Origin of the sequence: Sphingomonas ginsengisoli An et al. 2013 (assembly GCF_009363895.1) — a bacterium.
Lineage (GTDB): Bacteria > Pseudomonadota > Alphaproteobacteria > Sphingomonadales > Sphingomonadaceae > Sphingomicrobium > Sphingomicrobium ginsengisoli.
The window spans coordinates 1,759,588-1,785,914 of sequence record NZ_CP045434.1; the positions used below are offsets into that span (position 1 = coordinate 1,759,588).

Annotated in this window: 25 protein-coding genes; 16 read left to right on the top strand and 9 right to left on the bottom strand. The window is 66.8% G+C overall.

Annotation, left to right across the window (positions count from 1 at the left end):
* Positions 1 to 50: 50 nt before the first annotated feature.
* Complete coding sequence (gene murA / locus GCU42_RS08470; protein ID WP_114227109.1) at positions 51 to 1,334, top strand: UDP-N-acetylglucosamine 1-carboxyvinyltransferase; 1,284 nt, start codon at positions 51 to 53, stop codon at positions 1,332 to 1,334.
* Here the strand turns inward: murA and GCU42_RS08475 are convergent.
* Positions 1,331 to 1,756 carry a ribose-phosphate pyrophosphokinase gene (locus GCU42_RS08475; RefSeq protein WP_240309383.1) on the bottom strand — a complete coding sequence of 142 codons (426 nt, stop codon included), beginning with the start codon at positions 1,754 to 1,756 and terminating at the stop codon, positions 1,331 to 1,333. The genes murA and GCU42_RS08475 overlap by 4 nt on opposite strands.
* Positions 1,690 to 2,352, bottom strand: a complete 663-nt coding sequence (locus GCU42_RS08480) for a DUF4893 domain-containing protein (protein ID WP_162789183.1) — start codon at positions 2,350 to 2,352, stop codon at positions 1,690 to 1,692. Before GCU42_RS08480 ends, GCU42_RS08475 begins: the two co-directional genes overlap by 67 nt.
* Before the next feature lie 112 nt (positions 2,353 to 2,464).
* Here GCU42_RS08480 and rarD point away from each other — a divergent pair, with 112 nt between their 5' ends.
* The 6 genes from rarD to GCU42_RS08510 all read left to right on the top strand — a co-directional run bounded on the left by rarD (position 2,465) and on the right by GCU42_RS08510 (position 9,180).
* Positions 2,465 to 3,391, top strand: coding sequence for an EamA family transporter RarD (gene rarD, locus GCU42_RS08485; protein WP_114227111.1), 927 nt, complete (start codon positions 2,465 to 2,467; stop codon positions 3,389 to 3,391).
* Positions 3,392 to 3,403: 12 nt separating this feature from the next.
* Complete coding sequence (locus GCU42_RS08490) at positions 3,404 to 3,625, top strand: hypothetical protein (protein ID WP_114227112.1); 222 nt, start codon at positions 3,404 to 3,406, stop codon at positions 3,623 to 3,625.
* Between the two features lie 39 nt (positions 3,626 to 3,664).
* The gene (scpA, locus tag GCU42_RS08495; protein WP_114227113.1) at positions 3,665 to 5,797 is read left to right on the top strand and encodes a methylmalonyl-CoA mutase; all 2,133 of its coding nucleotides are present in this window, start codon (positions 3,665 to 3,667) and stop codon (positions 5,795 to 5,797) included.
* A 421-nt stretch (positions 5,798 to 6,218) separates the two neighbouring features.
* Positions 6,219 to 8,219 carry an acetyl-CoA carboxylase biotin carboxylase subunit gene (locus tag GCU42_RS08500; RefSeq protein ID WP_114227114.1) on the top strand — a complete coding sequence of 667 codons (2,001 nt, stop codon included), beginning with the start codon at positions 6,219 to 6,221 and terminating at the stop codon, positions 8,217 to 8,219.
* A 156-nt stretch (positions 8,220 to 8,375) separates the two neighbouring features.
* Positions 8,376 to 8,858, top strand: coding sequence for a Panacea domain-containing protein (locus tag GCU42_RS08505; protein WP_114227115.1), 483 nt, complete (start codon positions 8,376 to 8,378; stop codon positions 8,856 to 8,858).
* Positions 8,821 to 9,180: a hypothetical protein gene (locus GCU42_RS08510; RefSeq protein WP_114227116.1), complete on the top strand. Its 360-nt coding sequence runs from the start codon at positions 8,821 to 8,823 to the stop codon at positions 9,178 to 9,180. The genes GCU42_RS08505 and GCU42_RS08510 overlap by 38 nt, the downstream gene beginning before the upstream one ends.
* A 286-nt stretch (positions 9,181 to 9,466) precedes the next feature.
* Here the strand turns inward: GCU42_RS08510 and GCU42_RS08515 are convergent, their stop codons facing one another.
* The gene (locus tag GCU42_RS08515; protein ID WP_114227117.1) at positions 9,467 to 10,228 is read right to left on the bottom strand and encodes an SDR family NAD(P)-dependent oxidoreductase; all 762 of its coding nucleotides are present in this window, start codon (positions 10,226 to 10,228) and stop codon (positions 9,467 to 9,469) included.
* Between the two features lie 290 nt (positions 10,229 to 10,518).
* On the opposite strand from GCU42_RS08515, the gene GCU42_RS08520 reads away from it, so the two are divergent.
* The 6 genes from GCU42_RS08520 (at position 10,519) to GCU42_RS08545 (ending at position 16,573) form a co-directional block, all read left to right on the top strand.
* Positions 10,519 to 11,658, top strand: a complete 1,140-nt coding sequence (locus GCU42_RS08520; protein ID WP_205214949.1) for a S53 family peptidase — start codon at positions 10,519 to 10,521, stop codon at positions 11,656 to 11,658.
* 75 nt (positions 11,659 to 11,733) lie between these two features.
* Positions 11,734 to 13,302, top strand: coding sequence for a secretin N-terminal domain-containing protein (locus GCU42_RS08525; RefSeq protein ID WP_114227119.1), 1,569 nt, complete (start codon positions 11,734 to 11,736; stop codon positions 13,300 to 13,302).
* A gap of 57 nt (positions 13,303 to 13,359) precedes the next feature.
* On the top strand, positions 13,360 to 14,472 hold the full coding sequence (locus GCU42_RS08530; protein WP_114227120.1) for an S-(hydroxymethyl)glutathione dehydrogenase/class III alcohol dehydrogenase: 1,113 nt from the start codon (positions 13,360 to 13,362) through the stop codon (positions 14,470 to 14,472).
* A gap of 17 nt (positions 14,473 to 14,489) precedes the next feature.
* Entirely contained in the window at positions 14,490 to 14,873 is a 384-nt protein-coding gene (locus GCU42_RS08535; RefSeq protein WP_114227121.1) for a VOC family protein, read from the top strand.
* The gene (gene fghA, locus GCU42_RS08540) at positions 14,873 to 15,703 is read left to right on the top strand and encodes an S-formylglutathione hydrolase (RefSeq protein WP_114227122.1); all 831 of its coding nucleotides are present in this window, start codon (positions 14,873 to 14,875) and stop codon (positions 15,701 to 15,703) included. Before GCU42_RS08535 ends, fghA begins: the two co-directional genes overlap by 1 nt.
* A gap of 42 nt (positions 15,704 to 15,745) precedes the next feature.
* Positions 15,746 to 16,573 carry an EAL domain-containing protein gene (locus tag GCU42_RS08545; RefSeq protein ID WP_114227123.1) on the top strand — a complete coding sequence of 276 codons (828 nt, stop codon included), beginning with the start codon at positions 15,746 to 15,748 and terminating at the stop codon, positions 16,571 to 16,573.
* 186 nt (positions 16,574 to 16,759) lie between these two features.
* Here the strand turns inward: GCU42_RS08545 and GCU42_RS08550 are convergent, their stop codons facing one another.
* A complete protein-coding gene (locus tag GCU42_RS08550) occupies positions 16,760 to 17,527 on the bottom strand; it encodes an outer membrane protein (RefSeq protein ID WP_114227124.1) in 768 nt (255 codons plus the stop codon).
* A 287-nt stretch (positions 17,528 to 17,814) separates the two neighbouring features.
* Here GCU42_RS08550 and GCU42_RS08555 point away from each other — a divergent pair, with 287 nt between their 5' ends.
* The 3 genes from GCU42_RS08555 to GCU42_RS08565 all read left to right on the top strand — a co-directional run bounded on the left by GCU42_RS08555 (position 17,815) and on the right by GCU42_RS08565 (position 21,075).
* The gene (locus GCU42_RS08555; protein ID WP_114227125.1) at positions 17,815 to 18,618 is read left to right on the top strand and encodes an inositol monophosphatase family protein; all 804 of its coding nucleotides are present in this window, start codon (positions 17,815 to 17,817) and stop codon (positions 18,616 to 18,618) included.
* 168 nt (positions 18,619 to 18,786) lie between these two features.
* The gene (locus GCU42_RS08560) at positions 18,787 to 19,923 is read left to right on the top strand and encodes a polysaccharide biosynthesis/export family protein (RefSeq protein ID WP_240309384.1); all 1,137 of its coding nucleotides are present in this window, start codon (positions 18,787 to 18,789) and stop codon (positions 19,921 to 19,923) included.
* Between the two features lie 3 nt (positions 19,924 to 19,926).
* Positions 19,927 to 21,075, top strand: coding sequence for a glycosyltransferase family 4 protein (locus GCU42_RS08565; protein ID WP_114227127.1), 1,149 nt, complete (start codon positions 19,927 to 19,929; stop codon positions 21,073 to 21,075).
* On the opposite strand, the gene GCU42_RS08570 is transcribed toward GCU42_RS08565, so the two are convergent.
* The 5 genes from GCU42_RS08570 to GCU42_RS08590 all read right to left on the bottom strand — a co-directional run bounded on the left by GCU42_RS08570 (position 20,968) and on the right by GCU42_RS08590 (position 26,297).
* A complete protein-coding gene (locus GCU42_RS08570; protein ID WP_240309385.1) occupies positions 20,968 to 22,299 on the bottom strand; it encodes a capsule biosynthesis protein in 1,332 nt (443 codons plus the stop codon). The two genes, GCU42_RS08565 and GCU42_RS08570, sit on opposite strands and share 108 nt — an antisense overlap.
* On the bottom strand, positions 22,296 to 23,675 hold the full coding sequence (locus GCU42_RS08575; protein ID WP_162789185.1) for a capsular polysaccharide export protein, LipB/KpsS family: 1,380 nt from the start codon (positions 23,673 to 23,675) through the stop codon (positions 22,296 to 22,298). Before GCU42_RS08575 ends, GCU42_RS08570 begins: the two co-directional genes overlap by 4 nt.
* On the bottom strand, positions 23,647 to 24,489 hold the full coding sequence (gene kdsA / locus GCU42_RS08580; protein WP_114227129.1) for a 3-deoxy-8-phosphooctulonate synthase: 843 nt from the start codon (positions 24,487 to 24,489) through the stop codon (positions 23,647 to 23,649). Before kdsA ends, GCU42_RS08575 begins: the two co-directional genes overlap by 29 nt.
* Before the next feature lie 4 nt (positions 24,490 to 24,493).
* Complete coding sequence (gene kdsB, locus GCU42_RS08585; protein ID WP_240309386.1) at positions 24,494 to 25,216, bottom strand: 3-deoxy-manno-octulosonate cytidylyltransferase; 723 nt, start codon at positions 25,214 to 25,216, stop codon at positions 24,494 to 24,496.
* A 76-nt stretch (positions 25,217 to 25,292) separates the two neighbouring features.
* A complete protein-coding gene (locus GCU42_RS08590) occupies positions 25,293 to 26,297 on the bottom strand; it encodes a KpsF/GutQ family sugar-phosphate isomerase (protein WP_114227131.1) in 1,005 nt (334 codons plus the stop codon).
* Positions 26,298 to 26,327 lie beyond the last annotated feature (30 nt).

Sequence of the window (26,327 nt, forward strand, 5' to 3'; positions counted from 1 at the left end):
GAGCGGGTCGCTCCCTTGCGCGGTCCAAGCGAACTTCTAAACGCGAGTTCATGGACTCGATACTCATTCAGGGCGGCCGCCGGCTCAAAGGCGCCATTCCCATCTCCGGCGCCAAGAACGCGGCGCTGACCCTCCTGCCCTGCGCTTTGCTCACCGCAGAGAAGCTAACGCTATCCAACCTGCCGCGACTGGCCGACGTCGACAGCTTCGGCCACCTGATGAACATGCTCGGTGTCTCGACCATGGTCGACGCCATGCGGCCAGGTGAATTCGGGCGGCGGATGACGCTCCAGGCGAAGGAAATCACCGAGACGGTCGCACCCTACGACATGGTGCGGCGGATGCGCGCGTCGATCCTGGTGCTCGGCCCCTTGCTGGCGCGCGCGGGTGAAGCGACGGTGTCGCTACCCGGCGGCTGCGCGATCGGCGACCGTCCGATCGACCTCCACCTCAAGGCGCTCGAAGCGCTCGGCGCGGAGATCGAGATTGCGGCGGGCTTCGTGAAGGCGAGCGCTCCGACGGGCCGGATCAGCGGCGGCGAATACACCTTCCCGGTGGTGTCGGTCGGGGCCACCGAAAATGCGCTGATGGCAGCGGTGCTGGCGACCGGCCGCAGCCAGCTGTTCAACGCCGCCCGCGAGCCCGAGATCGTCGATCTCTGCAATCTGCTGGCGGCGATGGGCGGCCAGATCTCGGGGATCGGTTCCTCGCACCTCATCATCGACGGGGTCGAGGCGCTTCACGGCTGCACCTATGCCGTCATGCCCGACCGGATCGAAGCGGGCAGCTATGCCTGCGCGGCCGGGATCACCGGCGGCTCGATCGACCTGGTCGGTGCCCGCGCCGAGGACATGCTCGCGACCACCAACGCGCTGGCGCATTGCGGGCTGGTGGTCGAACTTCACGGCAAGGGTCTCAAGGTGACTGCCGACGGCCCGCTCAAGCCGCTGGCGCTGTCGACCGCGCCTTACCCCGGCTTCGCGACCGACATGCAGGCGCAGTTCATGGCGATGCTGTGCCGCGCGCCGGGTGAAAGCTTCCTCGAAGAGACGATCTTCGAGAACCGCTACATGCACGTCCCCGAACTCCGCCGGATGGGCGCCAATATCGACGTGCGCGGACGTTCGGCGATCGTCCATGGGGTCGAGAAACTGACCGGCGCCCAGGTGATGGCGACCGACCTGCGCGCCTCGATGAGCCTGATCCTCGCCGGCCTCGCCGCCGAGGGCGAGACTGAGGTGCTACGCGTCTATCACCTCGACCGCGGCTACGAGCGGCTCGAGGAGAAACTGAGCGCGGTCGGCGCGACGATCGAGCGCCGCGGCGGCGGCTAAGCCTCGCGCGCCTGCCAGTAACGGAACGCGGCGCGCTGCAGGCGATCGACCAGCGCCCGCGCCGCGGGGCCGGTCCATTCGCCGGTAAAGCGATGCTGCTCCCAGCTGCCGACCCACCAGCCCTGGCCCGGCAGCCCGTCCGACTGTCGCACTACAAGCACTGCCAGCTCGGGCTCGCCGGCGGCGGCCGCGTCCTCGTCGATCACCGTCAGCACCTTGCACAAGGCGCGCATCTTCGGCCGCGAAAACGCGAAGCCGAGCCGCTCGAGCAATTCGCTGTAGGTTAGTGCCGTTCCGGCCTGCGCCGCACCGATGAGATAAGCGCGGACCTCGTCCGGTGCCGCCAGCGCCGACCCTACTTGGGCTGGTCCGCCACCGGGGTCAGCTCGTAGACGTCGAGCTTCGATTGCGCTTGCGGCCATGGGATCACCAGCCGCCAGCGGAACGGACCGATCCGCTCGAACACGCCGGCCATGTCGCGCTTGGGATCGTCGCCATATGCCTTGGGCTGCTCCTCACTCCCCAATGCCAGGCTGCCCAGATAGATCAGTCGCTCGGGATTGTCGTCTTCCCACAGCCGACCCGCCGGTCGCTGACTGCCGGTCTGCTTGACGATCGTCAGCAGATTGCCGTCGACCTCGACGTAGCAGAAGAAGGGTTTGAACTTTTCGAACGCCTTGCCGCGCGGCTCGGTTCGACCGAGCCGGACCATCCGGCATTCGTAGCTGCCGGGAGTAGGCGCCGGCCGGGCCAGCGCGGAATCGCCCTTGAGCAAGGCACCCTCGGCCTCCACGTCGCGGCGATTGCCGGTCGCCCGCGCTTCGCTCAGCCCTTCGTCCCACGCTTGGCGGATACGCGCGATCCGGTCGATGTCGGCGCGGCTCGCCACCCCCTGCCACGCGTCGGCCTTGGGCGCAGCGACCTGGCTGACCGGGTGTCCGACCGGGCGAGCGGCCGGCTGGGCGCAGCCGGCGAGCAGCGCGACGGCGCCTAAAGTGAGAGGGAGATGGAAACGCACGATGACCTCCCGAATAGCAAGAATGGAACCGGTGCAAGGACCTGGTCCAAAGCAGGCCCAAAGGGTTAACAAATCCTTTCACTTGCGCCTGGCGCTGCGCTAGCCGCGCCGGATGGAGCCTGCCGCCGGATCACCCCCGCCCCCCAACGCCTCCGCGGGGGTCGCGTTCGGCCTCGCCGCTTACGGGCTGTGGGGGCTGCTGCCGATCTATTTCAAGCTGCTGACCAGCGTCCCGCCGGTTGCCATCGTCGCCCAGCGGATCTGCTGGTCGATCTTGTTCCTCGTGCTGCTAACCCTGGCGATGCGGAGCGGCGGCGCCATTCGCGCCGTGCTGCACGACCGGCGGACGGTGCGCTTACTGTGCGTGACCGCGCTGCTGATCGGGACCAACTGGCTCATCTACGTCTATGCGGTGAACAGCGGGCACATCCTCGCCGCGAGCCTCGGCTATTACCTCAACCCGCTCGCCAACATCCTGCTCGGCTATTTCGTCCTGCGCGAGCCGCTGACCCGCCTCCAGTGGCTGGCCGTAGCGATTGCCGCCGCCGGCGTCGCCGTGCTCGCGGCAGGCGCGCTCCAACACCTCTGGATCAGCGTCGCGCTGTGCATCAGCTTCGCGCTCTACGGCCTCTTGCGGAAGGTCGCCGCGGTCGAGGCCGCCGCCGGGCTGGCGATCGAGACCACCCTTCTGCTGCCGCTCGCGCTCGGCTGGTTGGTCGTCGCTGGGCGCAGCGGCACCGCCGTATGGGGCAACGGCTCGACCGGGGTCTTGCTGCTGCTGGTCGGCACCGGCGTCGTTTCGACCCTGCCCCTGCTGTTCTTCACCGCGGCGGCGCGGCGACTGCGCTATTCGACGCTCGGCATTCTCCAGTTCGTCGCGCCGACACTGCAATTCCTGCTGGCGGTGTTCGCTTATGGCGAGCCCTTCACCCGCTCCCATGCGATCGCCTTCGCCGCCATCTGGACAGCGGCGGCACTCTACCTCATCTCCTCGCTACGCAGCGCTCGCGCCGCGCATTGCGAAGCCTTGCCCGATTAGGAGCCACGACCCATGTTCAACGTCACCGCCATCCTGATCGGGCTTGTTAGCCTGGTGCTGGTCGCGATCGCTTTCTTCCCGCTCCTCGGCTGGGCCAATTGGCTGATCCTGCCGTTGCCAATCATCGGCGCCGGCCTCGGGCAGCTGTCCGCTAACAAGGCGGGCCGCAACCTCTGCCTCGTCGTCCTCCTCATCGGTGTCATCCGCCTGTCGCTGGGCGGCGGCATCCTCTGACCTTTGCTTGACGCGTTGGGAGGGGTTAGGGCCTCACCCATGTCGGACTCGAAGTACCAAGCGTGGGAGCAACTTGCCGCCAAGGAGGCGCGCGGCGCTGATCTGAGGCGCACCACGCCTGAAGGCATCACGCTCAAGAACGTCTACGGCCCCGCCGACACCGCCGATATCGACAGCGGTTTCCCCGGCGTCGCGCCCTACACCCGCGGCCCCTATGCGACGATGTACGCGGGCCGCCCGTGGACGATCCGCCAGTACGCCGGCTTCTCGACCGCCGAAGAATCCAACGCCTTCTATCGTCGCAACCTCGCCGCCGGGCAGAAGGGCCTGAGCGTCGCCTTCGACCTCGCCACCCACCGCGGTTACGACAGCGACCATCCGCGCGTCACCGGTGACGTCGGCAAGGCCGGCGTCGCGATCGACAGTGTCGAGGATATGAAGCTGCTGTTCGACGGCATCCCGCTGGGCGAGATGAGCGTCAGCATGACGATGAACGGCGCGGTGCTGCCAGTGCTCGCCTTCTACATCGTCGCGGGTGAGGAGCAGGGGGTCGAGCGCGCGGCGCTGACCGGGACCATCCAGAACGACATCCTCAAGGAGTTCGCGGTCCGCAACACCTACATCTACCCGCCCGAACCCTCGATGCGGATCGTCAGCGACATCATCGCGTACACGAGCCGGGAGATGCCCAAGTTCAACAGCATCTCGATCAGCGGCTATCACATGCACGAGGCCGGCGCGACGGCGGTGCAGGAGATGGCCTACACCCTCGCCGACGGCATGGAATATGTCCGCTCGGCGATGGCCGCGGGCCTCGACATCGACGCCTTCGCCCCGCGGCTGAGCTTCTTCTGGGGCATCGGCATGAACCTCTTCATGGAGGTCGCCAAGATGCGCGCGGCGCGGACCCTGTGGGGCCGGATTATGACCGACCTCGGCGCCAAGTCCGAAAAGTCTAAGCTGCTCCGCACCCACTGCCAGACTAGCGGCGTCAGCCTCACCGAGCAGGACCCGTACAACAACATCGTCCGGACCACGATTGAAGCACTGGCGGCGGTGCTCGGCGGCACCCAGTCGCTCCACACCAACAGCTTCGACGAGGCAATCGCGCTGCCGACCGACTTCTCGGCCCGCATCGCCCGCAACACCCAGCTGATCCTCGCCGAGGAGAGCGGTGTCACCGCGGTCGCCGACCCGCTCGGTGGCAGCTGGTATGTCGAGGCGTTGACCCGCGAGCTCGAGGAGAAAGCGTGGGCGCTGATCCAGGAGGTCGAGGCGCACGGCGGCATGACCAAGGCGGTCGCCGAAGGCCTGCCCAAGCGCCGCATCGAGGAAGCCGCCGCGCAGCGTCAGGCCAACGTCGACACCGGCGCGACGGTGATCGTGGGCGTCAACCGATACCGGCTGCCCGAAGAGGACGAGCTCGACATCCTTGAGGTCGATAACGCCAAAGTCCGCGCCGGCCAGATCGAGCGGCTAACCCAGCTCAAGGCCGGGCGTGATGGCGCGGCAGTCCAGGCGGCGCTGCAAGCGCTTGAAGAGGGTGCCCGCGCCAACGCCAACCTGCTGGCCCTCGCCGTCGACGCCGCCCGCGCCCGCGCCACACTGGGCGAAATCTCTGACGCTCTCGAACGCGCGTTCGGCCGTTATGCGACCAAGCCGAGCCCGGTCAGCGGCATCTACGGCCAGCGCGCCGACCGGCGCTGGGAAGAGGCCAAGCAGGGCACGGTCAGCGTCGCCCAGCGGCTCGGCCGGAAGCCGCGCATGCTGGTCGCAAAGATGGGCCAGGACGGCCACGACCGCGGCGCCAACCTGGTCAGCTCGGCCTTCGGCGACCTCGGTTTTGAGATCGTCGCCGGCCCTCTCTTCCAGACCCCGCGCGAGGCGGCCGAACTGGCGGTCAGCAGCGACGTCGACGTCGTCGGCGCCTCGAGCCTAGCCGCCGGGCATAAGACGCTGATCCCCGAATTGATCGATGAGCTGAAGGAAATGGGCCGCGCCGACATCAAGGTCGTCGCCGGCGGTGTCATCCCCGCGCAGGACTATGCCGCGCTGCGGGCCGCCGGCGTGCAGGCGATCTTCGGCCCGGGCACCAACCTCGCCGACGCCGCCGACGAAGTGCTGCGCCTACTCGGCCACAACAAGCCGCCGCTCGACGAGGCAGCGGAGTGATAAGATGTCTTCTCGCTAGTTCGCTGATCTTACTTGGCGGCTGCGCTGATTTGCCTCCAACTCGCGATCCAGAAGGCTGCGATCATGTAAGCGAGTCGACAAAGCACGCGGCGAGTGATCTCGTGGTGGACGGCACTCTCCATTGTGCAACGATGTCCGGAGATTGCGAGTTAAAGCGAAGGAGGATTGTAGCCAGTAAGCTGGCCGCGCACTCTGTGCCGCAGACGCTGACCGTACACATCCTTCGTCAGGAAGCTGACGACTACAGCAAGGTTCTGGAATCGCGTCATGAGATAGCTTTTTGCTATCCTGCTGAGTTGTGGTTCCCGTTCGCGCGCAGCTATCGCGGCCGCTACTATCTTCGCCGAACACCGGACACGCGCTACGTGATCGCATTTTACCCCCGCACAGTGGATTAACGATGTTCTCCAAAATCCTCATCGCCAACCGCGGCGAAATCGCGTGCCGGGTGATCCGCACCGCCAAGCGCATGGGCATCAAGACCGTCGCGGTCTATTCGGACGCCGACGCCCGCGCGCCGCACGTGAAAATGGCGGACGAGAGCGTCCGGCTCGGCCCCGCCCCAGCGAGCGAGAGCTACCTCAAGGCCGAGCTTATCATCGATGCCTGTAAGGCGACCGGCGCCGAGGCGGTGCATCCGGGCTACGGCTTCCTGTCCGAGCGAACGAGTTTCGCCCAGGCGCTCGCCGACGCGGGCATCGCCTTCATCGGACCGCCGCCCAACGCCATCGCCGCGATGGGCGACAAGATCGAATCCAAGAAGCTGGCCAAGGAAGCCGGCGTCAACGTCGTCCCCGGCTATCTCGGCGATATCGCCACCACCGACGAGGCGGTGAAGATCGCTTCCGACATCGGCTTCCCGGTGATGATGAAGGCGTCGGCCGGCGGTGGCGGCAAGGGGATGCGGCTGGCCTGGTCCGAGCAGGACGTGCGCGAGGGCTTCGAGGCGACCAAGCGCGAGGGTCTCGCCAGCTTCGGCGACGACCGCGTGTTCATCGAGAAGTTCATCGAGAGCCCGCGCCACATCGAGATCCAGCTGCTCGGCGACCAGCACGGCAACATCGTCTATCTGAACGAGCGCGAATGCTCGATCCAGCGCCGCCACCAGAAGGTGGTCGAGGAAGCGCCCTCCCCCTTCGTCACGCCCGAGATGCGCAAGGCGATGGGCGAGCAGGCGGTCGCGCTCGCCCGTGCGGTCGGTTACTACAGCGCCGGCACGGTCGAGCTGATCGTCTCCGGCGCCGACATTAGCGGCAAGAGCTTCTACTTCCTCGAGATGAACACCCGTCTCCAAGTCGAGCATCCGGTGACCGAGGAGATCACCGGCCTCGACCTCGTCGAGCAGATGATCCGCGTCGCCGCGGGCGAGCCGCTGTCGTTCACGCAGGCCGACGTGAAACTGAACGGTTGGTCGGTCGAGAACCGTGTCTACGCCGAGGATCCCTATCGCGGCTTCCTGCCGAGCACCGGGCGGCTGGTGCGCTACCGGCCGAGCACGCCTGAACGCACCGCCACCGAAGTCACCCGCGTTGACGACGGCGTGGTCGAGGGCGGCGAGGTCAGCATGTTCTACGATCCGATGATCGCCAAGCTGATCACCTGGGCGCCGACCCGCGAGCAGGCGATCGACGCGCAGGTCGTGGCATTGGACGGGTTCGACATCCAGGGCATCGGCCACAACGTCGATTTCCTCTCCGCGCTGATGCAGCACCCGCGCTTCCGCTCGGGGGAGATCACCACCGGCTTCATCGCCGAGGAATATCCCGACGGCTTCCACGGCGCTCCGCTCGACGACAAGCTGACCGCGGACTTGAGCGCCATCGCCGCCTTCATCGCCGCCGCGCACGAGCGGCGCGGGGCGCTGATCGACGGGCAACTCGGCCAGTCGGTCGCGACCAACGAGGACCATGTCGTCCGCCTCGACGGCGGCGCCGAGCATCGCGTGCATTTCGAGCTCGACCGGGTGGTGGTCGACGGAGGCGCCGCCCTCGCCTTCGACGCCGATTACCGACCCGGGCAGCGCAAGGTGGTGGCGCGGATCGGCGACCGCACCCGCACCGTGCTGGTCGCGCGCGACGGTCGCTCGTGGAAGATGACCACGCGCGGCGCGACGCACCGGGTGGCGGTGATGACCCCTCTTGTCGGCGAACTTGCCCGGCACATGATCGAGAAGGTGCCACCCGACCTTAGCCGCTTCCTCCTCGCGCCGATGCCCGGCCTGCTCACCCGGCTCGATGTCAAGGCCGGCGACAAGGTCGAAGCTGGTCAGCCGCTGGCGGTGGTCGAAGCGATGAAGATGGAAAACATCCTCCGCGCCGAGAAAAGCAGCACGGTCAAAGCCACGCCCGTCGCCGCCGGCGAGAGTCTCGCCGTCGATCAGGTCATCGTCGAGTTTGAGTGAGCAAGATCTCTATCTGCTGATCAATGTGAATGACCAGCCACGAGCAAGAGTGCCAGGCCATTCCCAACCACCCGCTCCGTCGAATCGACCGTTCTGGACCTAATGTCTGTTTCTGTTTTGTTCCTACCCGTTACCGTGCGGGGAGGGAGCTAGACGATGCCCGCATGGTCGACCGAAGTTGGACGAGAGATGGTGCTGGCGGCATCCGGCTTTGGTATCAGCCTCAACCAACTGCAATTGCAAAAGCTGATTTATATCGCGCATGGCTGGTGCCTCGCGTCGACTGGCGAGCCGTTGACCGGTGATCGCCCTGATGCGGACAAATTCGGACCGGTGTACGCCCGCTTGGCTGAACTGCTCAGACCTACGCGTCTTGAGCCCGTGACCATCGCGTCATTCGCTGCCGTCGAACTTGGCCAGGCCGACGCATCCGAAATGGAACTAATTGCGCTGACCTTACGCGAATATGGTTCGTTGAGCACCGCACAGCTTGCTGTGGTGACGCAGGGTCAGAACACGCCATGGTCTTCAATTTACGCCAATGGTTCGGGCGAGGGTCGCGACATTCCGCATGCGTTGGTGCGGAATCAATTTCGTGAACTTGGAAGAGCCTCAGGCTTCCAAGCAGCCGCTCGCTGAGACGCTGTCCGTGCAGGCTCGAGGCCTGCTGTCCGCGCCCGCACATACCGCTGAGGACGAGGCTGAGCGGGCGCGCATCTTATCTAGCGAAACGGACAACGCCGCTACTGCACCTCCTACGAAAGTGAAAAGCTTCAACGCGTCGGCCTGGTTGGCCCGCCTCATCGACCGCACTCTGATGCTTCTTGCGGCACTCGTTTTTGCTGCGATGATATCTCCGGATCGACGCCCGCCGGCCGAGGTTGTCATTAGCCTTGTTGCCTTGGTCGGCGTTGGTTTGAAGGCCTTCGCCAGCATCAACGAAGGCTTCGTCAAAAGCTAAACGACCCTATGGGCAGTCGACTTGATTCGAAAAAGAACGTTCAGTCGGTCGACGCGGACGCTGTCGGATTACTCCGCGACTTGCGCGCCGAGCGCTTGCGATTGGGCTTGGCCTCGGTGGCGTGCGAGAGGCTAGCCAGAAGCTCTTCGGCAGGGCGGGCGTTTCCCCTCTTGCGACCGAACAGCGCGCGCGGGCCGGACAGGAACAATCTTTCCATAATGGAGAGAAAAGCACGGGAAACTTAGGAAAAGCTTAAGCCAGCAATTGTCGCTGCCTCACTTCTCGCTCAGGCGGAGGTAGCGCCATCGATGGTGACGCAGGCGCCGTTCACGCCGCCGCTGTCGGGATGGCACAGGTTGAGGATTGCCCGTGCCACCTCCTCGGCGCGGATCAGTCGGCCGTTGGCGTTGGTCCGCGCCAGCAGTTGCCGGGCCTCGTCGACGCTCTTGCCCGTCGCCCGCGCGATGCGGTCGGCGCTCTCGTCGACCATCGGCGTGTCGACGAAGCTCGGGCAGATGGCGTTCACCGTCAGCCCGGTGCGCGCGAACTCGAGCGCGAGGCTGCGGGCTAATCCCACCGCGCCATGCTTGGAGGCGACATAAGGCGCCGCCATCGCCGCGCCCTTCAGCCCGGCGACCGAGGCGACGATGATCAACCGTTTGCCCGGCGCCAGAAGGTCAGGAAGCGCGAGCTGCGCTCCGTCGAACAGCGCGGTCAGGTTGGTGGCGATGATCCGGTCCCACTCGCTTCGCTCGGTCCGCACGAATGGCCGACTGTCGCCGATGCCCGCATTAAGGATGACGATGTCGAGCGGCCCGTTCGCCTCGCGCGCCGCGGCAAAAGCGCGCGCCTGCGCCACGGGGTCGGTGACGTCGCAGACGATCGCCCGGCCGCCGGTCTCGCCGGCGACGGCGCTCAGCGGCTCCTGGCGTCGGCCAAGCAGCGACAGTCGCGCCCCTTCCGCCGCCAACGCTTGCGCCGCGGCGGCGCCGATGCCCGTGCCACCACCCGTGATCAGGGCATGCTTGCCGCTCAAAAATCCCACCATTCCGCCCTTCCTGTCGACTGCCCGACACTTGTGATTCGAATAATTTCGTCCGGTTCAAGACGTGGTTAGCGAAAAATTACCTCGGCTGGCCGGCAAAAAAATTCGCTTGGTCGACGGTGAAATTAAAAGGCGTTCATCATCGCCCCGCTTTGTGACGGCGCGATTGCAATCGCCCGATCCGCTGCCAGCCTCCATTCATCGCCCGACGGGGGTCGCGGCGACCGGGAGGTAACTTCATGACCTTATGGAAGTATGGAATGGTGGCTGCGGTTGCGGTCACCGGTGCAGGGATGTCCAGCGTAGCGTCGGCCGCGCCGATCGAGCGGAGCGGAAACGGCTTTCATCGTGCGGTTTGCGAGCATGTCGCCACTCCCGGTCAGGCCTATTGCCACTCGCACGTCCGCGTCGATGCGCGCGGTGAAGTGATCGAAACCAAGGATCAGGCGGCGCAGCCGTTCGTCACGCCGGGCGGCTATAGCCCGGCCGACCTCAAGAGCGCCTACAAGATCACTGGCACGGGATCGGGCCGCACCATCGCGATCGTCGACGCCTACGGCTATTCGAACGCTGAAGCCGACCTGGCCGTCTACCGGGCGCAATATGGCCTGGCGCCGTGCACCACCGCCAACGGTTGCTTCAAGAAGGTCAACCAGAGCGGCAGCACCACCAGCAGCCCGCGCGACAACACCGGCTGGGATCAGGAAGCCGCGCTCGACCTCGATATGGCGAGCGCCCTGTGCAACAGCTGCAAGATCATCCTGGTGCAGGCCAACAGCGCCAGCCTCGCTGACCTTGCGGCCGCGGTGAACACCGCCGCCAACCTCGGCGCGAACGTCATCTCCAACAGCTACGGCGGTGGCGAGAATGGCGCGACCACCTACGCGGCCGCCTACAACCATCCCGGCATCGCCATCACGGTGAGTTCGGGTGACAGCGGCTACGGCGTGCAGTTCCCGGCGAGCGCGCCGACCGTCACCGCTGTCGGTGGCACCGCGCTGACCAAGGCGTCGAATGCGCGCGGCTGGAACGAGACCGCCTGGTCGGGTGCGGGCAGCGGCTGCAGCGCCGTCTTCGCCAAGCCGTCGTGGCAGAATGACCCGCTGTGCGCCACGCGCATGGAAGCGGACGTCTCGGCGGTCGCCGATCCCAACACCGGCGTCGCCGTCTACGGTCCGACCGGTCGCGGCACAAAGTCCGGCTGGATGGTCTTCGGCGGCACCAGCGTCGCCGCGCCGGTTGTCGGCGCGATCTACGCGGTCGCCGGCGACAGCGTGAACGGGGCGCAGGAGCTGTACAGCAAGAGCAGCAGCCTCAATGATGTGACCTCGGGCTCGAACGGCAGCTGCGGCGGCACCTACCAGTGCACCGCCGGTGTCGGCTATGACGGCCCGACGGGTCTGGGCACGCCGAACACCACGGCCGCCTTCTGACCTGAGGGCAAAGGGGATCCGCGCCGCTGACAGGGGCGGCGCGGATCATCCCTTAGAGTGGGGAATGAGTAAGACGTGAAGCGGTTCCTTCTGGCGGTGCAGGCCCTGTTGCTGATCTGCGCCTTGCCAACCGAAGCCGGAGCGCAGACGCGCCCAATGCCGGTCCAGGCAGTCCTGCGCGAGGTCAAGCTGATCAGCGAATCGGCGAACGACACCCGGCTGCAACTGACCTTCGAACCCAAGACGAACAGCTACGGACCGACAGGCCTCGACCGCGGCCGGCCCGGCATTGGCTTTGCCAGCACCGTGCGCGGCAACAGCGCCGTGTCGCCGCCGCTCCGCGGCCTGGTCCGCACCATCGATTTCGACCAGCAGGGCTCGGTCCTCCTGCTCCACTTCGGCACCGCCGCCCCCGGCGCGAACGTCAGTGCCGTGCAGACCGGCGACAAGGTGATCGAGGTCGACGTCTCGACCGGCGTCCCCGCAGGGCCGGTGAAGACCGACATCCCGACCGGCGCCACCAGCGGCTTGCCCGCCGCCAGCGAGCCGCCGCCCGGCGAGGACGGCTATGAGCTCGTTCGCCTCAAATATGCCGACGTTTCCGAAGTGGTCGGACTGCTGACCGAGGGCGTGACCGTCAAGTCGAACGACCTGTTCCTGCCGCGCGAGCCGGCGTTCGGCTCGTCGGGCCTGACCGGCGCCAACAGCTACAGCAGCGCGCAGACCAGCCAGTCGCCGGGGACCAACGACGATCCGCTCGGCCAGTCGGTCGACAGCTCGATGGCGATCGACCGCCGCTTGAACGCAATCTGGCTCAAGGGCTCGCCCGACCGCATTGCGCGGATGAAGGCGATGATCGCCTTGATCGACGTCCCGCTCGACAGCGTGATCCTCGAGACCCAGTTCCTCGAACTGACCGAGAGTGGTTCCAAGGCGATCGGAATCGACTTCACCAACGCCAACGGTCAGGTCGGCGTCTTCACCGTCGGCTCGGGCGGCTTCATCCCGGTCGGCGTGTCGCAGGGGTGCAGCAGCGACGGCAATGGCAATCGCAGTTGCTCGGGCCACGTCACCGGCGCGTCCTTCCAGGCCGCGATCTACGCCCAGATCGCCAAGGGCAACGGGCGCATCGTCTCAAAGCCGCGGATTTCGGCGCAGAGCGGCTCGACCGCCAAGATTATCACCGGCGACGCGCTGCCGATCCTGACCGCCATCACCCTGTCGGGCGTCAACGGCGTCAGCCAGCAGGTGCAATACGTCAACGTCGGCGTCACCCTCCAAATCGCCCCCCGCGTCAGCGAGGACGGCTATGTGATGAGCCACGTGTTCTGCGTGGTCTCGAGCGTGTCAGGCTACAGCCAGGGCTATCCGACGATCAGCCAGCGCGAGGCCGAGACCTCGGCCACCGTCCACGATGGCGAGAGCTTCGTGATCGGCGGCCTGACCCAGGAAGACGTCATCAACAGCAAGTCGAAGATCCCGCTGCTCGGCGACATTCCGCTGGTCGGCCAGGCCTTCCGCACCGATCGTTCGACCCGCGCCAAGACCGAGCTCTACATCGTGGTGACCCCGCATGTGATCCGCCGCGGCTCGGCGGTGGGCGTCCCCTCGACGGTGCAGATCCCGGCCAGCGCGCTGCAGTAGGGAGTTGGCGCGCGGCGGCGCACATGGCAGTGGCGGGGTCAAGGAGATCACGCCCCCATGAAGACCCGTGCCGCCGTCGCCTTCGAAGCCAAGCGTCCGCTCGAAATCGTCGAGGTCGACCTCGAGGGGCCAAAGGCTGGCGAGGTGCTGGTCGAGATCATGGCGACGGGCATCTGCCATACCGACGCCTACACGCTCGACGGCTTGGACAGCGAAGGGCTGTTCCCCTCGATCCTCGGCCACGAAGGCGCCGGCATCGTCCGCGAGGTCGGCGCGGGCGTGACCTCGGTCGCGCCGGGCGATCACGTCATCCCGCTTTACACGCCCGAATGCCGCCAGTGTAAGTCGTGCCTGTCTGGCAAGACCAACTTGTGCACCGCGATCCGCGCGACCCAGGGCAAGGGGGTCATGCCCGACGGCACCAGCCGCTTCAGCTACCGCGGCCAACCGATCTTCCATTACATGGGCTGCTCGACCTTCTCGAACTTCACCGTCCTCCCCGAGATCGCGGTGGCCAAGATCCGTGAGGACGCGCCGTTCAAGACCAGCTGCTACATCGGCTGCGGAGTGACCACCGGGGTCGGTGCGGTGACCACCACCGCCAAGGTCCAGGCGGGCGACAATGTCGTGGTGTTCGGGCTCGGCGGCATCGGCCTCAACGTCATCCAGGGCGCGCGGCTGGTCGGCGCGGCGAAGATCATCGGGATCGACCTCAACCCCGACCGCGAGGAATGGGGGCGTCGGTTCGGCATGACCCACTTCCTCAACACCAAGGGGATGAGCCGCGAGGAGATCGTCGCCAGGGTGGTCGAGCTGACCGACGGCGGCGCCGACTACAGCTTCGACGCGACCGGCAACACCGAGGTGATGCGCACCGCGCTCGAATGCTGTCACCGCGGGTGGGGAACGTCGGTGATCATCGGGGTCGCCGAGGCGGGCAAGGAGATCGCCACCCGCCCCTTCCAGCTCGTCACCGGCCGCAACTGGCGCGGCACCGCGTTCGGCGGGGTCAAAGGCCGCACTGGCGTCCCCAAGATCGTCGACTGGTATATGGATGGGAAGATTTCGATCGACCCGATGATCACCCACGTGCTGTCGCTCGACGAGATCAACCGCGGGTTCGAGCTGATGCACAATGGCGAAAGCATTCGTAGCGTGGTGGTTTACTGAGCAATGGAGAAAAAACGATGTTCAGTCATGTGATGGTCGGCAGCAACGACATCGACCGGTCGAAGCGCTTCTACGATGCCCTGTTTGGCGCCACCGGCGGCAAGCCGGGGCGAATCGACGACAAGGGCCGCCTTATCTACCTCAACAACGGCGGCATCTTCATGGTCAGCCAGCCGATCAACGGCGCTCCGGCGACCCACGGCAACGGCTCGACCATCGGCTTCGGCGTCGACGGGCCCGAGCAAGCCCATGCCTGGCACGAGGCCGGGGTCGCCAATGGCGGCACGGCGATCGAGGATCCGCCGGGCCTGCGCGAAAGCAGCTTCGGCGGCCTTTACCTCGCCTATTTGCGCGATCCCGACGGCAACAAGCTCTGCGCACTGCATCGACCGCAGAGTTGATGGAGGTAGTCAGCGAGAACCGGGCCTATGGCGGGCGGCAACTGGTCTGCCGCCACGTCTCGGCCGCGACGCGCACGGACATGGTGTTCAGCCTGTTCCTGCCGCCGCAGGCGGAGCATGGCCCGGTTCCGCTGGTGACCTATCTGTCGGGGCTGACCTGCACCCACGCCAATGTCACCGACAAAGGCGAATATCGCGCCGCCTGCGCCGAATTAGGCGTCGCCTTCCTCGCTCCCGACACCTCGCCGCGGGGCGAGGGCGTGGCCGACGAGGAGGGTTGGGACATCGGCCTCGGCGCCGGCTTTTACGTCGACGCGACGCAGGCGCCGTGGGCGCCACATTATTCGATGTGGTCCTACGTCACCGACGAATTGCCTGAGCTGATCGCACGCGAATTCTCGCTCGACCTCACTCGGCAGGGCATCAGCGGCCATTCGATGGGCGGGCACGGCGCGTTGACGGTGGCGCTGCGCCACCCGGGCCGCTTTCGCAGCGTCTCCGCCTTCGCCCCGATCGTCGCCCCGAGCCAGGTGCCGTGGGGCGAGAAGGCTTTTTCCCGCTACCTCGGCGACGACCGCGCGGGCTGGCGCGGGCACGACGCCGTGGCGCTGATCGAGGACGGCGTCCGCCTGCCCGAGTTGCTCGTCGATGTCGGCACCGCCGACCCCTTCCTCGAGCGCGAACTCAAGCCCGAGTTGCTCGAGGCGGCCTGTGAGCGCGCCGGCATCGCCCTCTTGCTGCGACGCCAGCCCGGATACGATCACAGCTATTATTTCATCGCGACCTTCATGGCCGACCACCTTCGCTGGCACGCCGAACGACTGATCTGAGCGACTTGGGCTTTTCTTAACTGCCGCTTCCTAAGATGAGGCATGACCAGCCGCGCGTCCGCCTTCGACCTTGCTCGATCCTCGTGCGCCGAATGCCGCGACGGCCAGCCGTTTCCCTTGCCCACCCGCGCCGCCTTCCACCCGATCCTCGATCTCCAGGACGAGCGGGTGTTCGCCTACGAGGCGCTGATCCGCGGGATCGACGGGCAGAGCGCAGCCTTCGTGCTGCAGCAGGTCGGCGCCGACCAGGAGCATAGCTTCGATCAGGCCTGCCGGATGACCGCGATCCGCGACGCCGCCGCCGCCGGCATCGCCGCGACCGGCGCCAAATTGTCGATCAACTTCCTTCCCAACGCCGTTCGCAACCCGCGCAGCTGCATCCAGCAGACGCTGCGCGCCGCCGCGGACGCGGGCCTCTCGCCCGACCGACTGGTGTTCGAATTCTCCGAGAACGAGCGCTACGACCTCGCCCACCTGCGCGGAATCGTCGCCTGCTATCGCGAGCTTGGCTGCCAGGTCGCGATCGACGACTTCAGCACCGGTCATGCCGGCATGTGCCAGCTCGCGGTTCTCCAGACCGACATGGTCAAACTCGACATGGAGCTGATTCGCGGGCTCGACCGCGACCAGCGCCGGCGAGCGATCGTCGAATCGCTGGTGTTGCTGATCCGCCGGCTCGGGACCGAGGCCATCGCCGAGGGCGTCGAAACCGAGGAGGAACTCGAGGTCCTCCGGCTGCTGGGCGTGCGCTTCGTCCAGGGTTTCCTGTTCGGCAAGCCGGCACTAGGCACCCTGCCATCCTACCCCGATCGCCTGCGCCGCGGCGCGGTGCGCCGGCGCCACGCGCCGATCAACGCCCGTTTCGGTTGAGCCGCGCCTGAGCGCCCCCCGCCGGCAGCGCTGACCTTGGCCGACTTTCACTCCTGATACAGCAGCCGATCGCTACGAACGGCTGGGACCGACTTGTGCGATGCCGATCGGTCGCTTTTCACTTAAAGAAAAACCCGCCTCTCCGAAGAGAAGCGGGTCTTCCTTGTTCAGCCTTGGACCGAAGCCTTAGCCACGCTCAGGAGCAGGCGGCGGCGGCGGCGGCGGCGGCGCCGGGCAGGTGTCGGTCGCCAGGATCACCGAGCCGTCCGGGCAGGTCTGCGTCGCCGGAGGCGGCGGAGGCGGCGGGGGCGGCGGCGGAGGCGGCGGAGCCACTTCAACCGGAGCGCTCGGACCGAAGCGCAGGCCGACGCCGATCAGGCCGACGAGGCGCGACGAGTCGGTGCGGTAGTTCGAGTAACGACCTTCCGCCTTCACGTAGAGGTTGTTGGTCAGCAGCTGCTCGATGCCGCCGCCCACGGTCCAGCCACGGGTGCGATAGTGATTGTAGTAATCACCATAAGCGGTGTTGACCGGAATACCCGGGGTCGCGATCGGATCGGCGTTGAAGCGCTTGCGCTGCTCGTTCACGACGATACCGCCCTTGGCATAGACCAGGGTCGACGGGGTGACGAGCACGCCGGCGCGGACCGCACCGCCCCACTCCTCGAACGACTTGCGATAGGCCACGCCGGGCCCGTCACGGGTGATGTTCTCGTTGGGAGCCCACCAGAAGGTGCCCTCCGCGCCGAGGACGAAATTGGTTCCGAGCAGGAAATCCGCGCCGACCGAACCGCCGACACCGACCTTGGTGTGGTGGTTGCCTTCCGAATAGAAGCGGTCGCCGCCGACCTGAACGTCCGCACGGACGGCCGGGAAGCGATATTCCTGCGCACTGGCGGCGGTCGCCCCCAGCATCGACAGCGCAACCAGTGCGCTAGTGGCTAAGTACTTCATTCTGCTCCCTATTCTTCTTCGTTGCGGTACAGTGACTTGCCTAATACGTAGAGCTCAGGTCCCCCGCGGGTCGTTCACCGTGCACTGCACAATACTCGTCTTCCGGGACGAAATAAAGACGGCAATGCCGGCAGCACCCTGGATGCCCTACCCTTTATCAAGCTAACCACGAAGCCCTCAGGAAACTCCTAACGCCCGTGCCGAGTTCCTTTTGACTACGAAACGAGCCGAGCGATGCATATAGGCAACAGTACTGACTGCGGGAAACTATTCGTTATTTTCGCGTCATGAACATCGAGGTGCTGGACAAGGTTTCGACGATCCTTCGTGAAGTCGCCGACAGCGTTTTACTTCGCGATTTTCGACCCGGAAAAACCGTGGACGGATGGGAAAAATCCGCCGGTGAGATCGTCACCAAAACCGATCGGTTGGCCGAGGCGACGATCTCGCGCCGGCTCCGCGACCTTCGTCCCCACGGCATAGTGATTGGTGAGGAAGCCGTTGCGACGCGGCCTGAACTTTTGTCGGCGTTGAGCGAACCGCTCGTCTGGTTGCTCGATCCGCTCGACGGGACACGCAACTTTGCCCGCGGTGAGGGTCCATTCGCGACGATGCTGTGCCTGCTCGCGCACGGCCAGCCGGTCGCCGCCTGGATCCTCGATCCGCTCACCGGGCGGCTGGTGGTGGCGGAGCGCGGCGCCGGTGCCTGGGACGGCGCGACGCGATTGCGGTGTCGCAAGGACGTCCGAAGCATTGCCGAGGCGACGGCGATCGTCAGCGACGCCTTTGTCCCTGCCCCGCTGGTGGAGTGGGTTGCAGCACTGCGGCAGCGGTTAGGTGCGGCATATCCAACCCGGCGCTGCGCCGGCGCCGAATATCCGCTGCTGGCCGACGGCTCACGCGACCTTATCGTTTATTGGCGGACCCTTCCGTGGGACCATGCCGCGGGGACGCTGCTGGTCGAGGAAGCCGGCGGTGCCGTGCGCCAGCTCGACGGTTCGCCCTACCGTCCCGCGACCCCCCGCCCTGGGCTGGTCGCGGCAGCGAGCGAGGAATTGCTGGAAGCGGTGCTCGCCTTCACGCCCGACTGAGCGCGGCGTTCATCCCGGGGTCGGCCTTGTTGTGGCATGGCGAGCGCCGTAAGGGCCTGCAAGCCACGCCCGTCTCCGCATCCATTGGGTCATCGATCAACAATGTCCGTCAAGGTCCCGCTTTCCGCCCCGCGTCGCTTCACGACCGTGTCCGTGGCACTTGTCGGCGTGACCCTGCTTTCGGGATGCCAGTCGCTCGGTATTTCGACCGCGGTCGGGCCAACCCGGCGCGAGGTGCTGGCGTCGAGCCGGGACCTGACCATCCCGGGCCTGCAAATCATTCCAGTCACCACTGCGAGCGCCGCGCAGCTGTCTTCGGTCGAGCCGCAACAGCGCTTTTCCGACATCTTCGGCAATGCGCGGCCGATCGGGACCATCGTCGGTGTCGGCGATGTGGTCGAGGTCACCATCTGGGAAGCTCCGCCGGCCGTCCTGTTCGGCGGCGCGCCGGTCAGCACGCGCATCGGCAACGACGTTCAGGGCAGCCGTCCAGGCACGCTGCCCGAGCTGATGGTCGGACCTAATGGCACCATTTCGGTCCCGTTTGCTGGCGAGGTTCCGGCCGCGGGGCGCTCGCTCGAGCAGATCCAGCGGACCATCGTCGCCCGGCTGCACGGCAAGGCCAACGCCCCGCAGGCGATCGTCCGCATCACCCGCAATGCCACCGCCAATGTCTCGGTGGTCGGCGAGGTCGCCCAATCGGGCCGCGTGCCGCTGACTCCCAAGGGCGAGCGGCTGCTCGACGTTATTGCCGCTGCCGGGGGCACGCGCCAACCGATCGAGCGCATCACGGTCCAGCTCGCGCGCGACGATCGCACCGCGACCATGCCGCTCCAGGCCGTGGTCCAGGACAGCCGCCAGAACATCATCCTGCAGAAGGACGATGTCCTCACGCTGCTCTACCAGCCATACAGCTTTACCGTGCTTGGCGCGGCCGGAAAGAATGAGGAAATCCGCTTCGAGCAGACTGGCCTGACGCTGTCGCAGGCGCTCGGCCGGACCGCCGGCTTGCAGGATCAGCGCGCCGATTCGCGCGGGGTCTTCATCTTCCGCTTCGAGCCGGTCGAGCGCCTGCGCGGGCTGACCACCTCCGCGCTTCCCGCGACCGGCCGAGTTCCGGTGATTTATCGCGTCGATCTCAAGAACCCCGAGACCTATTTCGCCGCGCAGCGCTTCGCGATGAAGGACGGCGATGTGATGTATGTCGCCAACTCGCCCGCCGCCGAATTCCAGCGCTTCGTCAACACCATCGCCAGCACGGTGCTGCCGGGCGTGTCCGTGCTCAACACGGTAAGAGCTAACTGATCATTGCTGCTGCTTGACGTCAGTCGGCTGATCTGGCGGCGCTGGTCGGGCCGGCTGCCGACCGGCATCGACCGCGTCTGCCTGGCCTATGTTGAACAGTTCGGCGCCAATGCGCTGGCGGTTGTCCAGCAGGGCAACATGCGGCGCATCCTCGACGAGCGCAGCTCGCAGGCCTTGTTCGAGCGACTACGTCAACCGGGGCAGGATTTCCGCTCGGCGTTCGCTCGCCTGGTGGTCCGCACCGCGCCCGGCTGGCTGGTCGGCCGCTCGATGCGCGGCGCGCGCTACTTGAACGTCGGCCACACTGGGCTCGACACCCCGCACCTCGCCCCGTGGATAGCGCGCGAAGGGTTGAAGGCGGTCTATTTCATTCATGACCTCATCCCGATCACCCATCCCGAATATTGCCGGCCAGGCGAGGAAGCGCGCCATCGGCTGCGGATGCGGACAGTGCTCGACAGCGCCGCGGGAGTGGTCGCGAACAGCGAGGACACGCTGCGCTCGCTGTCCGCCTATGCGGGCGAGGTCGGCGCCACTGTTCCACCGATGGTCGCCGCGCCGCTTGGCAGCGACCTGCGCGCGCTGCCTCGTCGCAACGACGCCGTGGCAGCTCGGCCGACCTTCGTCGTGGTGGGGACGGTCGAGGGGCGCAAGAACCATCTTCTGCTGCTTCAGATCTGGGACCGCCTTGCCCGCGCGCTCGGCGACGAAACCCCGCGGCTAGTGATCATCGGCCAGCGAGGGTGGGAGAGCGAGCAGGCGGCCGACCTGCTCGACCGCGCGCGCAGCCTCAAACCTTATGTGACTGAGCTTGGCCGTTGCAGCGACCGCGAGCTGGCGGATCATCTGGCAGGCGCGCGCGCCTTATTGTTTCCGAGTTTCGTCGAAGGCTACGGCCTGCCGCTGATCGAAGCGCTGCACCAGGGCACCCCCGTGATCGCCAGCGACCTTCCCGTATTCCGCGAGATCGGCGGCGACATCCCCGACTATCTCGATCCGCTCGATGGCCCCGCCTGGCGCCAGACCATCATGGCCTATGCGGCGTCACCCAGTCCGGAGCGGGACGCGCAACTCGTCCGGCTGAGCAATTATCGGGTGCCGACCTGGGCCGAACACTTCCGGATCGTCGAACCGTTCCTCGACACGCTCTGACATCGGTTGGGGCGCACACAGCCGGCTCGCCATATTCTCGACCAGCGTGGTGACTGCCGACTTGCTGGCGAGCCCGCCGCGCACCAAACAGTCGTTGACCAGTACCTTGCGGAAGGCCTCGTAGAGTCCCGCCACCGGCGGCGGCGGATCGCGCCAGAAGGCGTCGAGATGGCCGCCGAAGGTCAGTCCGGGGATGTCGTAGATCGCGTCGCCGAGCACGCATACCGGCCGCCCGGCCTCGAGAGCGAGCGTCGCCGAGGTGCTGTTCACGACCACCATGCCCTCGGCCGCGGCGGCGAGCTCCTCGATATCGCCGCCGTCGATGAAATGCACCCGATGGCTAATGGCGAGTTCGCGCGCCCGGCGTTTGAGAAAGCCGCGCCAATTGAAGAACGAGCCGTCGAGCGGATGCGCCTTGATCAGCAGGTGCATGTCGGGCGCGGCGTGCGCAGCGAAACTTTCCAGCACGTAAGAGGTCGCCGACGGCATGTCGGTGAAGGGCGAATGGGCGCGGATCTGATAGTCGCCCGAGAGTTGCAGTGCATGAAGGAAGAAGCGCTTGCCGGCGAGCGCTGCCAACCCGCGCGCCAGTTCGCGGTCGCGCCGGCGGCGCGTGAAGTAGCGCCAGCTCCACCCGAGACCCTCGAACAGCGGCGTGTGCTGGCGGTGGTTCTCGTAAAAGGGGAACAGCAGGCTGCCGACCTGGACCGCCGTGTAATATCGCGCCGTGTCGCGCACCCGGCGGCGCAGGCTGGCGGTGATCGGCGGTTCCTCGGCCTGCTCGGGCGGGAGCTTGCGGGCCTGCTCGAACACCCGGGCGGGATCGCGCGACAAGGGGCTGTGCGCATTCACGCCCTCAAGCTCGAGCGTCATCCAGTGCGGCCGCAGATAGCCCTCCTCGAGCACGTGGGTGCGGACCCCGCGCATCGCCGCCAGCCGGCGTGCTGCGACGTGGTAGGGTCGACAATCACCGAACAGCAGCAGGTCGGTGATCTGATGCTCGCGCAGGAAACGGTCGAAGAATACGGCCCAATTCGATCGGCGCCCACGGAAATTGACCGCCGGCCCCGGCCAGTCGAACTGATCGCCCGCCGACAAATTGATCCGATGCACCGGGACGCCGCGCGCGCGCATCGCCTCGGCCAGCCGCGCGAACAGCGGACCGGGCGGTCCTTGCAGGAACACGAACGCACGCGGGCGCTTGAGCTTCTTGTCAATGATCACGCGACAAGCCTTCTCCAGCCTTTCACCAGTCTCCCCTGCATCCGCCTGAGGCCGACCAGCAACCCGGTAGCGGGCGCCGAATCGGTACAGAGGCGGTCGACCACCACTTCGGCCGGACAGGGGAGCCCGGTGACCGGATCAAGATAGCGCGGATAGACCAGCAACGCCAAGGCGACCAGTTCGTCGATCGTCCGGCGGCGCTTGCGGCGGCTCGGGACCGGGCCGAGATCGCGGGTCAGGCCCCACCCCGCGTAGAAGGGGACGCCGTAGGTGGTGACCGGCGTTTGCCGCAGCAGCGCCTCGAACCCCGCCAGCGAAGTGTTCACATGGACCTCGTCGGCAAGGTCGAGCAGCGAAGCGATGGGAAGATCGGTGACGATCCGGTCGGCGAGGTCGCGCATGCGTGCGGCGGGGATCGCGCCCTTGCGGTGGCCGGCTTCGACGTCGGGGTGCGACTTGTAGAGAATAAATGCGGCTGGATGGTCGGCGCGAACGCGCTCGAGGAGTTCCAGGTTGGTCAGCCCGAGGCCCCCCGTGAGGACCGAGCGATCGTCCTCGACTTGGCCGGTGACGAGCAGATGGCGCCGCTCCCCGCCCCAGCGCGGCAGCGGCACGCGACCGCGCTCATATTTGCCGAGGCCCGCCGCGACGATCGCCGCGCGCAGGCGGGCAGCGCGATCGAGCAAAGCGGGATCGATCTCGTGCGTTTCGAGCATGGCCTCGAGTTCGCTTGGTTGGCGATGGTCGAAATAGGGGCCACGCCGGTCGACGGTGATCGACAAGGGCGGGATGCAGTCGGCGCCAAGCCCGGCCGAGCGCAGAAAACCGTCCTCGACTTCGACCACCGGGATCGCGCGTCGTTCAAGCGCCGCCAGATCCTCAGCGCGTGCTTTGGAACCCCAGACCGCGACCGCCCCGGCGGGTAGCTCTGCCGGCAAGGAGCGCCAGAACGGCAAGGGACGTGCGCCGTCCCACAACAACGGTGCCAGCGCCGATTGCTTCCAGAATGCAATGCCGAGACCGCCGGCGAGGTCGCGATTGGAGCGGATCAGATCACGCCAGAAAGCGCATAGAGCTACGGCCTCAAGCCCACTCATCGCCTCGCCCGTGTACGGGTTTTCGACCCGTAAGAACGGCGCTGCGGCCTCGGCGTCGACTGTCGCGATCGCCGCCGCGTCCGGTTCATTCTGCCAGTAGTCACCGACGATTGCTTCCGAGCGGATCGTCGCGATAAGCGCGGCGATCGCGTCCTCGGATGGTTCGCTCGGAAGTGGCTGAAACGCCTTCGTCTGCGCGCCCGGAAACGGCGGAACCCGGAGCAGCGCGCCGGCGTCGCCTGCCGTCGGATCAGGGCCGCTCGTCACCGGCTCGCCCATGACTGCACTCGGCGATGGCCAACAAGCGCTCGAGCAGAGGACCCAGCGCATCGAGCGGCACGGCGTTGGGTCCGTCCGACAGCGCCCGGTCCGGATCGGGATGAGTTTCCATGAACAGTCCCTCGACCCCAACGGCGACCGCCGCGCGGGCGAGCGGCTCGACGAACTCGCGCCGACCGCCCGAGCGATCTCCGAGCGCGCCAGGCTGCTGAACGCTGTGGGTGGCGTCGAACACCACCGGGCAGCCGCTCTCGCGCAGCAGGACCAGCGAGCGCATGTCGACGACCAGGTCGCGATAGCCGAACGACGTGCCGCGCTCGCAGACGAAGAAGTCGCCGGCGTGGCCAGCGGCCGCGGCGGCCGCGCGCGCCTTGCCGATCACCGCGGCCATGTGCTCGGGCGCCATGAACTGGGCTTTCTTTATGTTGGCCGCCCGGCCACTCGCCCCGACCGCCGCGATGAGGTCGGTCTGGCGAGCGAGGAAGGCTGGGGTCTGGAGCACGTCGACAACGGCGGCCACCGGCGCAACCTGCTCGGCCGAGTGGACGTCGGTCAGCACTGGCAGGCCGGTCTCTGCCCGCACCTTGGCGAGCACCGCGAGTCCCTGCTCGAGGCCGAGCCCACGAAACGACTCGCCCGACGTGCGATTGGCCTTGTCGAAGCTGGCCTTGAAGATGACCGTCAGGTCGAGCCGGTCGGCGAGGCGACGCAGCTCACCGGCCACGTCGAGGCACAGCGCCTCGCTCTCGATCACGCACGGGCCCGAAATCAGGAAAGGCCGGGAACGCGTGACCGGGCGGCCGAACAGCAGCATGTCGTCAGTCCAGTCCAAGCCGAGCAAGCTCCGCCTCGATCGGCGCCGCATCCTCGGGGTTGTTAAGCTCGGCCGTTAGCTGGTCGGGCGGCGGACAATCAACCACCGCCACCCGCACTCCCTGGTCGAGGAAGCGGAGCTGTTCGAGCCCCTCCGCAAGCTCTGCCGCCGCCGGCGGTGCAGCGGAGTAGCGCCGCAACGCCTCGCGACGATAGGCATAGACGCCGAGATGCAGGGCGACCGGACATCCGGCGCGGGCGGCCCCGTGCGGAAGTAGATGCTTGGAAAAATAAAGTGCGTCGCCGGCGGCGTTGGTAACCACCGTCGTCCCGCCGACGCGCCCCGCTTCTTGCTCGGCGAGCAGATGCGCCAAGGTCGCGTCGGCAGCGCGGATAGCGGGTGTGGCGACCTCGACCGTCGCGTCGCCTCGGAGGCGCTCATGCAATGCCTGCAGGATGGTCGGGGGCGTGAGCAGCGCGTCCCCCTGCAGATTGATCACCACCTCGATGCGGTCGCCCAATATCTCGGCAGCCTCGGCGCAGCGCTCGGTCCCGTTGCGGCAATCGGCCGAGGTCAACAGCGCCCGGCCACCGAACCGCTCCACCTCGGCCACGATACGTTGGTCATCGGTCGCGACGTAGATCGGCAACTCCGCGAAGGCCCTGTGCGCCGCCCGCCAACTCCATTCGATCAGCGGGCGCGCCACGCCGCCGGCGCCGCGCAGCATGGCCAGTGGCTTGCCGGGAAAGCGGGTCGACGCAAAGCGGGCGGGAATGATGACGCAGGTTGGGCTCGAGGTCGGCTCAGCCATGCCTCGGCCGCGCCAGGTCGTGAATGTGGACAAGCCCAATCGGCCGCCGCGGATCGTCGTGTGCAGTGACGAAGATGGCGGTGATCCGGTGCTGTTGCAGCAATTCGAGCGCGACTTCGTTGCGGGTACCCTCGCCGACCGTCTTGGGCTGGGTGCTCATCACCTCCGCCGCCGAGTGGCTGAAGAGATTGTGGCTGTGACGGCGAAGATCGCCGTCGGTGATCACCCCGACCAGCCGGTCGTCGGCCACCACGCCGGCGATCCCGAAGCCCTTGGCGCTAATCTCGACCACCACGTCGCTCATCGCCATGCCGGGGGACACCAGCGGCAGCGCCTCGCCAAGGTGCATGATGGTCTCGACCGGTGCCAGCCGCTCGCCGATCGAGCCGCCCGGATGAAGCAGCTTCAGTCGTTCGCGCGACAGCCCGCGGGTCCGCATCACCGCGATCGCCAGCGCGTCGCCGAGCGCCAGCATGACGGTCGTCGAGGTGGTCGGCGCGATGTTGACCGGACAGGCCTCGCGGACCGCAGGGATCAGCAGCCTGACCGTCGCCGAGCGCATCGTCGGCGAGGCGTTTTGCGAACCGATGGCAATGATCGGACAATCGATCCGCTTGGCATGGTCGATGACCGCCCGGAGCTCGGGCGTTGCGCCGCTGTTGGAGATGAGCAGCAGCAAATCGCCTTCGGCGATCATGCCGAGGTCGCCGTGCGAGGCCTCGGCCGGATGGACGAACAGGGCCGGGGTGCCGGTCGACGCGAGGGTGGCGGCGATCTTGCGGCCGATATGACCCGACTTGCCCATGCCGCTGACGATTACTCGTTGACGAGTGGCGGCGACCAGCTGGACGGCGCGAGCAAAATCCTCGTCGAGGGCCTCGGCCAGCAAGGCCAGCGCCGACGCCTCCATCTCGATCACCTCGCGCCCGACGGCGATCACCCGCTCGGGGTCGGGCGCCGGGGACGTCTTGCTGATCGGTCGGTTGGTCGGTTCCATCGTCTACTCTTCACGCACTGATACAGCAGC